We start from the raw sequence: 13,959 nt of genomic DNA, 5'->3' as shown, positions 1-13,959 counted from the left end.
TTTGAAGAATGAAGATTAAATTTTTTGTATAATTGCAGCATCTCCCAAAGTGGCACGGTTTAAACCGAAAAGTGTGGCACGGTCAGACCGAAATCGCCATGGGGACGTGTAATTTGATGTTTTAAAAATATTTTATTGGATTAAGCAGGTTTAGACCTGCTTTTTTGTTTTTTTTGAATAAAAAAAGTTGTGAAAAGACTATTGTTTGTTTTAATTCTACTTTTTGTTGTGGCAACTCCTTTTAAAAGTAAGGCTTTTGAATTGAGTGATGAGGCAGAAATTAGTGTGCTGACCTGTGGCCCCAGTGATTTGATTCATGCTATTTATGGTCACACAGCAGTTCGTGTTCAAGATCCACAACGGCTGTTTGATGTTGTGTTCAATTACGGGGTTTTTAGTTTTAGCCAGCCCAACTTCGTGTATCGCTTTGCAAAAGGGAGAACCGATTATATGCTGGCTCCCGAGAAATACACCGATTTTTACAGCGGATATAAACGAAACGGACGAAGCATTGAAGCACAGGTTTTAAATCTCACGCAGAAAGAGAAGCAGCAGATGTTCGATTTTTTGATCTGGAATTCGAAGCCTGAAAATCGGGAATATCGGTACAACTTTTTTTATGACAATTGTGCAACGCGGGTTCGCGATCTTGTCGCGAATCAGGTTGACGGAAACGTTGTTTTTCAGGATGAGAAGGGCATGGGAATGACTTTCCGCGAGCATGCTAACGAATATCAAAAGGTACTGCCATGGACAAATTTTGGCATTCACCTGACCTTGGGAAGTCCGGCAGATAAAACTGCTTCGGTGTATGAAGAAATGTTTTTGCCCGATTACCTGATGAAGCATTTTGCTCAAGCTCAAATTGAGCAAGACGGAGTTAGTCGGCCATTGGTTAAAGAAACTCGCGTAATTTATAATTCGGAAAACAAAAACTCAGCCGGATTTAATTTGTTTTCTCCCGTGCCGATGCTTTCAATAGTACTGCTGTTGGTTTTATGGATCAGCTATCGTCAGTATGAAACAAAAAAAGTAAACTACCTGCTCGACTATGTTTTGCTATTCGTTACCGGACTCATGGGTTTGGTTGCACTTTGGTTGGTCACTTATTCTGAGCATCCGGCCATGCACCCAAACTACAACCTTTGGTGGGCTGTCCCCGCTAATCTGCCATTCCTGTTTTTATGGATGGTCAAAAAATGGCGGCAGTCACTCAAGTGGTACTGGAAAGCGCTTGCTGTTTGGTTGATTTTATTTTGTCTGTTCAGCTTTTTTATTCCACAGGCTTTCCACATCGGTTTTTATTTGTTGACTCTGATGATGCTTTGCCGTGCGCTGTTGCATAGCTTTTTGTTTTTGAGAGCAAAACGGCAAGTTTGATCGACTGATAAAAGCGTGTTTGTAATAACTTGTTGAAAAGTTTCACTGAACAAACGTAGGCTGTTTTTCATTCTTGTATGTGCTTCTTATATCTTTGTTGATCATTCAATTTAAAACCTGAACACGCTTTGGCAAAATCAAAAAAATATGTCGAAACACCTTTGATGAAGCAGTATTATGACATCAAAGACAAACATCCGGATGCCGTACTCTTGTTTCGTGTGGGCGACTTTTACGAAACGTTTGGAGAAGATGCAATTAAGACCGCCGAAATACTGGGAATCACCTTGACCAAACGAGCTAACGGGGCTGCCAGTTTCGTTGAATTGGCCGGGTTTCCGCATCATGCGTTAGATACTTATTTGCCAAAACTTGTTCGTGCCGGACAACGAGTTGCTATTTGTGAGCAATTGGAAGATCCGAAGATGACCAAGAAAATCGTGAAGCGTGGAATTACAGAGCTCGTAACACCGGGAGTTTCCATCAATGACAATATCCTGGAACATCGTGAGAATAATTTTCTGGCCTCGGTTCATTTCGATAAAAAGATGGCTGGTGTCGCGTTTCTTGATATTTCAACCGGTGAGTTTTTAACAGCGGAAGGTAGTTTCGAATACATTGATAAATTGCTGAATTCCTTCAAACCCAAGGAAGTGTTATTTCAACGTGGGAAAGGCAATGATTTTATTGCCTTGTTCGGGGGTAAGTTTTATACCTACACCATGGATGACTGGGTGTACAATGACGATGCTGCAACCGACCGTTTGCTCCGACATTTTGAAACCAAATCATTAAAAGGTTTCGGTGTGCAGGATTTGAATTATGGAATCATGGCTTCCGGAGCTATTTTGCACTATCTGGATTTAACGCAGCATCATCAACTTCAGCATGTTACTTCACTTTCGCGAATTGAAGAAGACAAATACGTTTGGCTGGATCGGTTTACAATCAGAAACCTGGAGCTTTTTGGGGTGATCAACGAGGGGGCGAAAACGCTTTCCCAGGTGTTGGATAAAACAATTTCGCCCATGGGGTCGCGCATGTTAAAACGCTGGATAGCGCTTCCTTTAAAGGAAATATCGGCTATTAACGATCGACTGTCAGTCGTTGAGTATTTTACCCAGCGTGATGCTGAAAAAGAGGAGCTGAGTGAGCACATTCGTCAGATTGGAGATTTGGAACGAATCATCTCGAAGGTCGCTGTTGGACGGATTAACCCACGAGAGGTTGTTCAGCTACGAAATGCCCTGCGTGCTATTGAACCAATTAAAAGATACACTGAAGGGGTTGATCAGGACGTGATCAATCGAATGGCGGAGCAGCTAAATCCTTGTTTGGCTATTCGCGAACGCATGGAGCGGGAGATAACCAATGATCCACCGGTTCTTGTAAGTCGGGGCAATGTTATCCAGAATGGAATTTCGGAGGAACTGGATGAGCTTCGTAAACTGGCCTATTCGGGAAAAGATTACCTCGTTCAAATGCAGGAGCGGGAGTCGAAACGCACTGGTATTTCGTCGCTTAAAATTGCGTTTAACAATGTTTTTGGGTATTACATTGAAGTGCGTAATACGCACAAAGACAAAGTCCCCGAAGAATGGATCAGAAAGCAAACGTTGGTAAATGCCGAGCGATACATCACGGAAGAGTTAAAAGAATACGAAAGTAAAATATTAGGAGCCGAGGAAAAGATTCTGGCGCTGGAAGTCCGATTGTTTAATGAGTTGGTTGTGGCGTTGTCCGAATATATTCAGTCCATTCAATTGAACGCAGTGGTGATAGCCAAGTTGGATTGTCTGCTTTCTTTTGCCACATCGGCGGTTGAATTTGATTATTACAAGCCCGAGATGAATGATTCAACAAAAATCGACATCAAGGAAGGGCGACATCCGGTAATCGAGCAACAGCTGCCGATTGGCGAAGCATACATCAGCAACAATGTCATTTTGGATCAGGAAGACCAACAGGTGATTATTATCACGGGACCAAATATGGCCGGTAAATCGGCATTGCTTCGGCAAACAGCCTTGATTGTATTGATGGCACAAATTGGTTCATTTGTTCCTGCCGCGGAAGCAAAGATTGGTTATGTCGATAAAATTTTCACTCGTGTTGGAGCATCTGACAATATTTCGTTGGGCGAATCGACCTTTATGGTTGAAATGAATGAGGCTGCCAGTATTTTGAATAATGTGTCGGATAGAAGCTTGATTTTACTGGATGAGCTGGGACGTGGAACTTCAACCTACGATGGAATTTCCATTGCCTGGTCGATTGTTGAATATTTGCACGAACATCCAAAGGCAAAAGCTAAAACATTATTTGCTACGCACTATCATGAGCTGAATGAAATGGAAAAATCCTTTGGTCGGGTAAAGAACTACAATGTCACGATAAAGGAAGTGGCCAATAAGGTGATTTTCTTGCGTAAATTGGTTCGTGGTGGCAGCAACCATAGCTTTGGTATCCATGTGGCTAAAATGGCCGGAATGCCACCCTCTGTGGTCGGTCGTGCTGATGAAATCTTAGCTCAACTGGAAAAAACGAACCGAAAAGACAGTTTGGCTAAGCCTTTGGAAGGAATGGCAGAGCATCGTGAAGGATTTCAAATGAGTTTTTTCCAGTTAGATGACCCGGTTTTGAAACAGATTCGGGATGAGATTAAAACGCTGGATATTGATAATCTAACTCCTATTGAGGCACTTAACAAATTGCATGGAATTAAAAAGCTTTCAGGCCTAAAATAGGCGTTTAGCGTGATAATTTAATTTCTCAGTTTTTTTAATTATTATTTTTGGAGAAAGAAAAATTAGCGATATATTTGCATCGCTGTTTTCGGGAGCTGAAAGCAGCACGTTCTTTAAAAAAATGCGAGAATAGCTCAGTTGGTAGAGCACGACCTTGCCAAGGTCGGGGTCGCGAGTTCGAGTCTCGTTTCTCGCTCCATTTTTTGTAGGATGCCCGGATGGTGGAATTGGTAGACACGTTGGACTTAAAATCCAATGACCATCAACGGTCGTGCGGGTTCAAGTCCCGCTCCGGGTACTTTTTTAAAGTTCGTTGTTATTGCGAGAATAGCTCAGTTGGTAGAGCACGACCTTGCCAAGGTCGGGGTCGCGAGTTCGAGTCTCGTTTCTCGCTCTCCCAGAAAAAACACTTCATGAAAATGAAGTGTTTTTTCGTTTTGTAAAGAACGTTTCCGGATTAAACTATTCTATACCTGTCTTTGAAAATCTTGGGGCTGTTTTCATTCTGTTCTCGATATATATTTACAGCTACAGCTAACCATTAGAAATCTCGCAGGATTCTTAGTTTTCTTATTTCTGGCATTTTTTTGCGGCGGGTATTTGTTGGATTGATAATACACTGGTCTCCTGAAATTTTCGATTACGTTTTTTCTGGTCTTTCGTTTATTTAAATGTTTTTCACATTCTTTATTTTATATTAATTAAATGATGTGGTGTCATCTTTTATATTTGTGCCGTTGATTAATTCAGAGAATAATCAATAGCTTGTTTGTGTTGAAAAGATTGGAAGAAAGAAATGATTTATCATTACTTAAAATTAAAACATATGAAAAGATCTGTTTCTTTATTCTTGTTGTTTTGTTCAGTTTCAATTGGATTTGCTCAGTCGAAAGGTGAGCTGGGAGTATACGGAGAAGGAGGGCTCTTTATGCCTACTGAGGCTACTCTCGTTCCCTCCAAGTCCAACGGGTTAGTTGTTGGTGCAGGGACTTATTATTCCAAGCCTATTCTTGAAAATTTTGCAGTGTCGCTTGGGCTGGGCTACCGATACAAAGAAAATGGTAAGAAGACTTGGATGCCTGATCTTGATCAGATGGAACTTCCAGGTGATTTCTACTCCGGTGGTTATGGCGGATATGGTTACTCGCCCTATGGCTATAGTCCATACGGATCTGGCGGATACGGATATCGTTATCCTGGTGAAACAATTTCTCCCGAAGATTATGTTTTGACCCGGCAAAAAATTACAATTCCTCAAAAGTCCTTGATTGTCCCGCTTAAATTCAAATATGTTGTTGAAAAAGCTTTTTTTATTGAAACGGGAATTGAGGCAGAATGGCTGCTAAATTATTCAACTGTATCCAGAAGACCTGACTTTAGCTGGTTGCTTAGCTTTGGTTATAAAAAGCAAGATTTGCAATTGTCGTTGAGTTATGTCCAAGGATTTGAAGATCAGTATATGGGCGAGTCAACTGTTGGTAATTGGCTGACAAGCCAGACCGTGAAAAACAGAATGTTATTACTTAACATCTCTTATCCTTTATGGAAGAGATAACAATACTCCCTTTTTAGGGATGTTCAGAAACTGAAGACTAGTTTTTTCTATGGCCTCTGGGATTACCTTTCCCAGAGCCTTTTTTATTGAACTTACGTTTGCCTTGTCCTCGTGTTGACACTTTCCATTCCGGTCCTTCGCCCAACTCAGGGGGGAGAGGGGCTTTGTACACTTCAGCTTCTATTAAAGACTCAATTTGCTGAAATTTATACATGTCATCTTCATTAATCATGGTCAGGGCAATTCCCGTCGTATTGGCTCTTGCCGTACGTCCGATACGGTGGACATAATCTTCGGCATCTCCGGGCACATCGTAGTTGATCACCAGATTGATGTCTTTAATATCGATTCCTCGGCTCATAACATCGGTTGCCACCAAAATGCGAATCTGTCGTGCTTTGAAACGCATCAGCACGTCTTCACGATCTTTCTGCTCCAAGTCCGAAGAAATCCCGGCTGTGCTAAACCCTTTTTTCTTTAACGAACGTGCAATTTCGGCAACTTTTCTCTTTGTTGAGCTGAAAATCAAAATGCTTGGGCAGTCATCTTTTCCCTCGATCAATTGCTCGATTAAGGGTGTTTTTTGCTTTTCGTAGCACAAGTAGGCTGCCTGCAAAACACCTTCGGCAGGCTTACTTATGGCCGTGCTGAATTCTTTGGGTGAAGTCAGGATTTTTGAGGCTAACGAACGAATCTTATTAGGCATCGTTGCGCTGTACATCAGCGTTTGACGTTTCGCCGGGAGATTGCTGAATATTTTAATGATGTCGTCATGAAAACCAATGTCGAGCATCCGGTCAGCTTCATCCAATACAACAAACTCAACATTGTCGAGCTTTGCAATACCATTGTCAATAAACGAAATAAGTTTTCCCGGAGTGGCAACAATGATGTCAACTCCTTTATTTAGGGCTTGTCGCTGGTTTTCCCATTCGCTACCATCGCCACCTCCATACAGTGCGATGGAAGTTATTCCGAGGTAGTAGGCAAATCCTTGTACTTGCTGTTCAATCTGGATCGCCAGTTCACGTGTTGGAGCAATCATCAAGGCTCTTGTTTTCCCTTCGGGGAGATCCTCAATTTTATCTAAAATTGGTAAGATAAAGGCAGCCGTTTTACCGGTTCCGGTTTGTGCGCAGGCTACTAAGTCGTGCCCTTCCAGTATGATTGGAATTGTGCTTTCCTGAATGGCTGTGGGTTCATCAAAACCCATGTCATAAAGGGCATCTAAAATGTCATCGTGTAAATCAAACTCGTCAAATTTCATAAAATATACAGGAATGTATTTCTAACTACCAGAGAAGTAAAGCTTACCTTTTGAGAAAGATGCTTATCCAGTTTCATTCAACACAAAAGTAATATTTTTTTATTGGAAAGAAGACTTTGTCCAATTCTTCGTTTTTTATTGAGCCGGAATGTTAAATCTGTTGGGAAAGAAATTGCTTCAACTATTTGTTTACCACCCCATGAACACGATGCCAATGCCACTAATTGTTATAATTAGTCCGGCGATTAAATGCAGGTACCGTTCATGTTTTTTGAAACGCACGAGCGAAGTTCCTTTGTGCCCCAGATAAACTGCCAAAAGCATTGTGCCAATGGTTGCGATGCCAAAAATGATTGCTACCGTTAACATACCGATTGTGCTGTGTTCGTAGGCCGGAAAAATCAACATTGGAATAAGTACTTCGCAGGGACCAAACACAAAAATAAGAAACAGGATCCACGGCGTTAATTTGACGTTGTCTTCGGGTTGCTCTTCAGTTGGCAGATGTTGAAGGTCTCGAATTCGTTTAGGAAGAAGAAATGACGGAAGGTGAACGTGATGCAGACTTTTTATGTATTTGTAGATTCCGTAAATGGTATAGCCAACACCAAAGGCAATTAACAACCAACCTACCATTTCGCCTCTTAAGCTTTCGAACGACTTCAGTTTGTTGAGGCTAATACCGAGGGCAATGCCAATAAATCCAATTAAAACAGAACTGCCAACATGTCCAATTCCGGAGATAAAAGTAATCCACATGGTTTTTTGGCTCGACCATTGCCGGGCTTTGCTTAGCACAATGAAAGGCAAGTAATGATCAGGGCCTAGAATAGTATGAATAAAACCAAGTGATGCGGCGGATATGGATAGTAGATATAGTTCTTGCATTGTTTTTAGCCTAGTTTGTTAATGAGTGAGGCCTGGCAGGCTGCACCGTAACCGTTATCAATATTTACGACACTTACCCCGCTGGCGCAACTGTTGAGCATGGATAGCAAGGCAGATAGCCCCTGGAAATTAGCTCCGTAACCAATGCTTGTCGGAACACCAATAACCGGTTTGTTAACCAATCCGCCAACAACGCTTGCCAGTGCACCCTCCATGCCGGCAACCACAATAATTACCCGGGCATTTCGAATGACTTCCAGTCGATGAAAGAGTCGATGAATTCCGGCAACGCCAACATCATAAACTTTCTCAACCCGATTCCCTAGAAATTGGGCGGTCTCAACGGCTTCCTCGGCAACTGGCATGTCCGATGTTCCGGCTGCAACAACGACGATGTAGCCTTCGGTAAGTTGTTCTTCAGTTTTTTTATAAATGATGGTTTTTGCCATCTCATTGTACTTGGCTCCGGGAATCCGCTTTTTTACGGCTGCAAACATCTCCGAAGTAGCGCGGGTGGCCAAAACGTCGATTCCTTTTTGGAACATTCGCTCTGCAATTTGGCTGACCTGTTCCACGGTTTTGCCGCTGGCGTAAATCACTTCGGGTAGGCCGGTTCTTGTTAAACGGTCAGTGTCGATGGTGGCAAATCCCATCTCTTCAATTCCGCGGTCCGGAAATTGTTCCAAGGCATCAGTCAGGCTTATTTCGCCATTCTTATATTTTTCCAGCAGTTCCTTTGGACTCATGATTCTACTTGCTTGTTAACTTCTTTTTCTATTTCTGAAATGCCAACCTGGTGTTGAACCGCCAGTTTTTTGCAATCGTCAAACTCGGGTTTGGTGCGAACCAGTTTGCCATTGTAAAAGCTTTGCTTTATTCGAACAGCTCCGTATGAAGTTTCGACTGTCGATTCTTCACGACGTAGCATATTTTTTGTTACCCGGTATTCGCGTATGCCAATTGAAGTGCTGAATGTGAAAATCAATCCTTTCAATTTTTCTCTCAATTCCTGCTTGCAAAGAACTGAAAGCTGCACGGCAGGGCGCGACTTTTTCATGATCATCGGTACCAGCCAGGCATCGCTTGCTCCAGCGTCGAATAGTTGCTCCAGTATAAAGTCATAGTGCTCCGGATTCATATCGTCTATATTGCTTTCCAGAACAATCGCTTCTTCATTCGTCACATCTGTTACCGAAGTTGCATCTTCGAGCAGGTAAACACGCAGTACATTCGGGACTTCGCTATCGCGGTTTCCAATGCCGTAAGCCGTTTTAGTAATTGGCAAGCTTATTTGCTCGGTGAACTCATCTACCGTCGCCACCAGAATTGCCGCTCCGGTAGGCGTGGTTGCTTCGTGGTTTACCAATCCTGTTTTTACCGGAATTCCTTTTACAATCTCGGCAGTTGCCGGTGCCGGAACAGGCATGGTTCCGTGTGCGCATTTTACGGTTCCTCCACCTAGTTGAATAGGCGATGCCATGACTTTGTCAACTTTTAGGTAGTCTAAACAGATGGCTGCGCCAACAATATCGGCAATTGAGTCGAGTGCGCCTACTTCGTGAAAGTGAACTTTCTCTTTCGATATATTGTGCACTTTGGCTTCGGCAACAGCTACCAAATCAAAAATCCGAAGTGCATTAATTTTTACTGCATCCGACAAGGAACTGCTGTTGACGATTTCTTCGACATGACGCAGGTGACGATGTTTTTCGTTTTCCTGATTTTCAATAATCACATCGGCTTTTGTTCCGGTTATTCCGCGTCGTTGGTCGGTTTTAATTTCGAGGTGAAAGCCGTCGATGTTTAGTTTCTCCAATTCTGTTTTTAAATAGTCGGCATCTACTCCCAGGTCAATTAACGCACCCAGGTTCATGTCGCCGCTGATTCCTGCAAAACAGTCGTAATATAGAATTCTCATTGTTCCCTATTTAGTTTTATTGATTCCTTGCAATACCCGATTTAATTTACCGGATACCAACCCTTCGCGGTCAATTTTCACATCTTTAAAACCAAGGGTTTTTATTTTTTCAACTACATCGTTTTCAATTGCCAACAACTTCTCCAGTTCCGTCTTTTGAACTTCTACTTGTGCGTATGATCCATAATGCCGTACACGCACATCGCTAAATCCAAGTTCGTTCAATAAATTTTCGGCCGCTTCAACTTGTTGTAGCTTTTCTTTGGTGATGTGATGATTGTATGGAATGCGCGAGCTTAAACAAGGGCTTGCAGGCTTGTCCCAGTTGGGTAATTCAAAGTGTTTGGCAATTTGACGGAGTTCGTCTTTGTTCAGCTGGCAATCGACCATGGGCGACAAAATTTGATAATTGGCTGCGGCTTGTAAGCCTGGTCTGTAATCGCCCAAATCATCATTATTGGTGCCGCTTAAAACATCAAAATCAGGGTGTTTTTCCTTCACTTGTTGCAAGTCGTGAAACAAATGTTCTTTGCAAAAAAAGCAGCGGTTTTCGGGGTTCTTATTATAGCGTAAATCTGCCAGTTCCTCTGTCTTAATAACTTCAAGCTGAATGTCGAAATCTTCACAAAACGTTTGAGCCAGCTGAAAATCTTTTGCTTTTAAACTCTCCGAGTTGGAGATCACCCCAATGGTATTTTCTTTCCCCTGGAATTTACGAGCCAGAAAAAGTACCAATGTCGAGTCAATTCCTCCTGAAAAAGCGACAATGGAGCCTTTCCGCTTCGAGTACCATCCCTGTAGAAGGTCTAGTTTATATTGAAGATGTGGTTCTAATATTTTCATATTTGTTGTATTTCGAAATAAAGTAGCACTTTAGTTTTTAATGGTGACATGTTTTAATCTGCCCGGCTCATGGTCAATTTACCATGTTGCATGCCTTTAATCGTGATCAGTTTATCGGCCAGTTCGGTTAGTCGGCTGGCCACGCCTTTTATTGCGACAATTTCCATGTGTTTTGACTTATCCAGGATCAGTCGTTGGGTTGATAGAATTTCCTGATGATAGTTTTCAAGTACGTCCGCCAGTTGATTCAGTATTTCCCGGCGATTTGGGTCGTATACCAAGGTTACAGATCCCGCAACATAGTTGTTGCACTGCCACTTCTTTTCTACAATATTCCGGCTAATTAATTGGCGGATTGCTTGCGATCGGTTGGCAAACTGATTTTCCCTGGCATATTGGTCTAATGCATCAAGAAGATCTTTTTCTAGTGAAACGCCGAAGCGAGATACAGTCATGGTAACACCTTTTAATAAAATAGTAACATCAATAACAAAACTACAAAAAAGAAGGTCATTTGGTTCGATTTACGGATATAATTTGCCGGAGATTTTTGGCTGGCTCAATTCTATCAGATTAAGAATGCGGCGTTTGTGAAAAATCAATTATATTTGCGGCCATCATTAACGACGTGTTCTTGATAACCACGTAAAAAACAAGAGATCATGAGAAATAAAGTTTCTGTTTTATTCCTGTTGGCAGGCGTAGTTTTTGCATCCTGCCTGTTAATTTCCAATATTCTTGCATCAAAAATTATTATGATTGGCCCCTGGTCTGCTCCGGCGGGCGTGCTGATTTTTCCGTTGGCTTATATTATAAACGATGTGATTGCTGAGGTGTGGGGATACGCTAAAGCCCGGTTAATTATTTGGACCGGATTTGGAGCCAATTTATTAGCAGCCTTGTTTTTTATGCTGGCTATTCAACTTCCGGCAGCTCCATTTTACCAATCGCAGGAGGCTTTTCAAACTATTTTAGGGAGTTCGACTCGAATTGTGTTTGCCAGTTTGATGGCTTATATGGTGGGCTCTTTCCTGAATGCCTATGTAATGAGTCGATTTAAATTAATGACAAAGGGAAAAAATTTCTCACTACGAGCCATTGTGTCAACCTTGGTGGGTGAAGGAGCTGATTCACTCATCTTTATTTGCATTGCCTTTGTCGGTATCTTCCCTTTGCCGGTCATTCTCGGAATGATTGTTACGCAGGCTTTATTAAAAACAGTGTACGAAATTATTGTACTTCCGCTAACTTTTGTGGTAGTGAAAAAAGTAAAAGCAATTGAAGGTATTGACACCTTCGATGAGAACGTTTCATACAATCCGTTTCGCCTAAAACAAGTGTAATGAGCAGAGCATTGGTAGTTTTTTCGGGAGGGCAGGATTCGACAACTTGTTTGTATTGGGCCAAGCAAAAATTTGATGATGTTGAGGCTATTTCATTCGATTATGGACAGAAGCATCGCTTAGAGTTGGATGTTGCTTCAATAATAGCTCAAAAAGCTGCTGTGCCTTTCCATGTTTATAAGTTGGATTTGTTAGGCGATATTACCAATAATGCGTTGACAAATCCGGATATGGATGTGGAGCCGGACAAGCCGGCTAACCGTCCTCCCAATACTTTGGTTGAAGGCCGCAATATGCTTTTCCTGACATACGCTGCAGTGTTTGCCAAGTCAAAGGGGATTTCGAATTTGGTAACCGGAGTAGGGCAGGCCGATTATAGCGGATACCCTGACTGTAGAGATGAATTTATTCGCTCTCTGAATCAGACATTGAACTTGTCGATGGAAACTGATTACGAAATACATACTCCGCTGATGTGGAAAAGCAAAGAAGAGATCTGGCAATTGTCGGATGAGTTGGGGATTTTTGACCTGGTTCGAAATGAAACACTCACTTGCTATAATGGAATGATTGGCGATGGCTGTGGTCATTGTCCGGCATGCCGATTACGAAAAAATGGCTTGTATGCTTATTTGGCAAAACGTAGTAATAAATGATTGTATTTAACGGTTGAATTTTAAAATAATGAATGACTTAAAACACCTTGGGAATAATACCAATTACGGGTTTAATTATAATCCGGAATTGCTGGAGTCATTTGATAATAAGCACCCGGAGAATGATTATTGGGTGAAGTTTAATGCCCCCGAATTTACCAGCTTATGCCCGATTACCGGGCAGCCCGATTTTGCAACAATTTACATCAGTTATATTCCGAATCTCAAAATGGTGGAAAGTAAGTCGTTAAAGCTGTATTTGTTCAGCTTTCGTAACCATGGCGATTTTCATGAAGATTGCATCAACATCATCATGAAAGATTTAATGAAACTGATGGATCCAAAATACATTGAAGTATGGGGGAAATTTTTACCCCGTGGTGGAATTAGCATCGATCCGTATGCAAACTATGGGAAGCCGGGAAGCAAGTATAAAGAACTGGCTTGGTATCGCATGCAAAATCATGATCTAAACCCCGAAAAAATTGATAATAGATAATTGTGCGCTTTGATTGATTGTGAGATTAAAAGGGGCTGTCCAGAGGAAAAATGGATAGCCTCTTCTCATTTTAAGGTCACGGACCTATTTGATATTTTCGGTTTTGCTTCTATCACAAATTGTTAAAGACTCGAAACATCACACTAAATCATTCGCACTACTTAATCAGATCAACACATGCCACTCACTTGCAGGAGCTATTCTTTGGCGCCAGGTAGGGCCAACCGCAATTGTAGTTTACTCACTGAGCCGCCAGATTCATACCTTCGCAATTGCAGGGTCTTGCCTCAGGTGTCGGATTCCTGCCCGCGCTGTTGCGGGAGCTTGCCCGGCGCGTCAGATTGCCCCACTCGCAGTTGCGGCTGGCTACCCGAGGCCTCGGGTAGCCAGCCGCGCAATTGCAGGATCTTGCATTTCAATGAATTAGATATGAATCTTTTCCAAAGTGGTGGATCTTTGGGAAAGTGGAGTTTTCATACGACTTACCGCATGCGATCAATCAGTTCCGAAATTTTTGGAAGAATTGTACCAAGGGTTTCGTCACCGGTCATGCGGTAGTAGCCGGGCAAAATTTCCAACAGGTCTTTGCAGGCTTGTTCTAAATCGCCACGAACAGCTGTCATCGAACTGATTTTTTCCAGCTCCGTTTGCTGTTCCAGTTGTGCTTGCCGAAGGGTGTCAAACTCCGTTTGAGCGGTTTTCAATAAGTCAACATAGTCTGTCATGTTCAGTAGATCAATGCGGGACCCTTGCTTCTTATCCAAATCCTTGAACAAAGTTTTCATCAAGGCCGACTGTTGATCGTAACTTTCACGGTGCAGGTTCCAGCCCACTTTAGCAACTACTTTTTCCAATTCAATAGC

General features: G+C 42.2%; 14 protein-coding genes and 3 tRNA genes. 10 read left to right on the top strand and 7 right to left on the bottom strand.

Annotated features, from left to right (window positions below):
• Positions 1-189: 189 nt before the first annotated feature.
• The 6 genes from ACTB00_RS19055 (at position 190) to ACTB00_RS19030 (ending at position 5,682) form a co-directional block, all read left to right on the top strand.
• Positions 190-1,380, top strand: a complete 1,191-nt coding sequence (locus ACTB00_RS19055; RefSeq protein ID WP_463301499.1) for a lipoprotein N-acyltransferase Lnb domain-containing protein — start codon at positions 190-192, stop codon at positions 1,378-1,380.
• Between the two features lie 128 nt (positions 1,381-1,508).
• A complete protein-coding gene (gene mutS / locus ACTB00_RS19050; protein ID WP_463301498.1) occupies positions 1,509-4,127 on the top strand; it encodes a DNA mismatch repair protein MutS in 2,619 nt (872 codons plus the stop codon).
• Positions 4,128-4,250: 123 nt separating this feature from the next.
• A tRNA-Gly gene (locus ACTB00_RS19045) sits at positions 4,251-4,326 on the top strand.
• A 13-nt stretch (positions 4,327-4,339) separates the two neighbouring features.
• Positions 4,340-4,425 (top strand) — tRNA-Leu (locus ACTB00_RS19040).
• A gap of 23 nt (positions 4,426-4,448) precedes the next feature.
• A tRNA-Gly gene (locus ACTB00_RS19035) sits at positions 4,449-4,521 on the top strand.
• A gap of 432 nt (positions 4,522-4,953) precedes the next feature.
• Positions 4,954-5,682 (top strand): hypothetical protein, encoded by a 729-nt coding sequence (locus tag ACTB00_RS19030; RefSeq protein ID WP_463301497.1) that lies wholly within the window; start codon positions 4,954-4,956, stop codon positions 5,680-5,682.
• 37 nt (positions 5,683-5,719) lie between these two features.
• Here the strand turns inward: ACTB00_RS19030 and ACTB00_RS19025 are convergent, their stop codons facing one another.
• The 6 genes from ACTB00_RS19025 to nikR all read right to left on the bottom strand — a co-directional run bounded on the left by ACTB00_RS19025 (position 5,720) and on the right by nikR (position 11,053).
• Positions 5,720-6,949: a DEAD/DEAH box helicase gene (locus ACTB00_RS19025; protein WP_463301496.1), complete on the bottom strand. Its 1,230-nt coding sequence runs from the start codon at positions 6,947-6,949 to the stop codon at positions 5,720-5,722.
• Positions 6,950-7,138: 189 nt separating this feature from the next.
• Positions 7,139-7,837: an urease accessory protein UreH domain-containing protein gene (locus ACTB00_RS19020; RefSeq protein ID WP_463301495.1), complete on the bottom strand. Its 699-nt coding sequence runs from the start codon at positions 7,835-7,837 to the stop codon at positions 7,139-7,141.
• 5 nt (positions 7,838-7,842) lie between these two features.
• The gene (gene larB / locus ACTB00_RS19015; RefSeq protein WP_463301494.1) at positions 7,843-8,583 is read right to left on the bottom strand and encodes a nickel pincer cofactor biosynthesis protein LarB; all 741 of its coding nucleotides are present in this window, start codon (positions 8,581-8,583) and stop codon (positions 7,843-7,845) included.
• Positions 8,580-9,755, bottom strand: a complete 1,176-nt coding sequence (larC, locus tag ACTB00_RS19010) for a nickel pincer cofactor biosynthesis protein LarC (protein WP_463301493.1) — start codon at positions 9,753-9,755, stop codon at positions 8,580-8,582. The genes larB and larC overlap by 4 nt, the downstream gene beginning before the upstream one ends.
• Before the next feature lie 6 nt (positions 9,756-9,761).
• Positions 9,762-10,598 (bottom strand): ATP-dependent sacrificial sulfur transferase LarE, encoded by an 837-nt coding sequence (gene larE, locus ACTB00_RS19005; protein WP_463301492.1) that lies wholly within the window; start codon positions 10,596-10,598, stop codon positions 9,762-9,764.
• Between the two features lie 53 nt (positions 10,599-10,651).
• Entirely contained in the window at positions 10,652-11,053 is a 402-nt protein-coding gene (gene nikR / locus ACTB00_RS19000) for a nickel-responsive transcriptional regulator NikR (protein WP_463301491.1), read from the bottom strand.
• 207 nt (positions 11,054-11,260) lie between these two features.
• Here nikR and ACTB00_RS18995 point away from each other — a divergent pair, with 207 nt between their 5' ends.
• The 4 genes from ACTB00_RS18995 (at position 11,261) to ACTB00_RS18980 (ending at position 13,523) form a co-directional block, all read left to right on the top strand.
• Entirely contained in the window at positions 11,261-11,941 is a 681-nt protein-coding gene (locus ACTB00_RS18995; protein ID WP_463301490.1) for a queuosine precursor transporter, read from the top strand.
• Positions 11,941-12,597: a 7-cyano-7-deazaguanine synthase QueC gene (gene queC / locus ACTB00_RS18990; protein ID WP_463301489.1), complete on the top strand. Its 657-nt coding sequence runs from the start codon at positions 11,941-11,943 to the stop codon at positions 12,595-12,597. The genes ACTB00_RS18995 and queC overlap by 1 nt, the downstream gene beginning before the upstream one ends.
• A gap of 28 nt (positions 12,598-12,625) precedes the next feature.
• Entirely contained in the window at positions 12,626-13,096 is a 471-nt protein-coding gene (gene queF, locus ACTB00_RS18985) for a preQ(1) synthase (RefSeq protein WP_463301488.1), read from the top strand.
• Between the two features lie 103 nt (positions 13,097-13,199).
• Positions 13,200-13,523, top strand: coding sequence for a hypothetical protein (locus ACTB00_RS18980; protein WP_463301487.1), 324 nt, complete (start codon positions 13,200-13,202; stop codon positions 13,521-13,523).
• Between the two features lie 55 nt (positions 13,524-13,578).
• Here ACTB00_RS18980 and ACTB00_RS18975 read toward each other — a convergent pair.
• Positions 13,579-13,959 (bottom strand): DUF6261 family protein (locus tag ACTB00_RS18975; protein ID WP_463301486.1); only part of this gene is annotated, 381 nt, incomplete at its 5' end.

The organism is Sunxiuqinia sp., from assembly GCF_055140945.1.
Note: the sequence above shows the minus strand (reverse complement) of the source record. Positions and strands in the feature narration are given on the sequence as shown.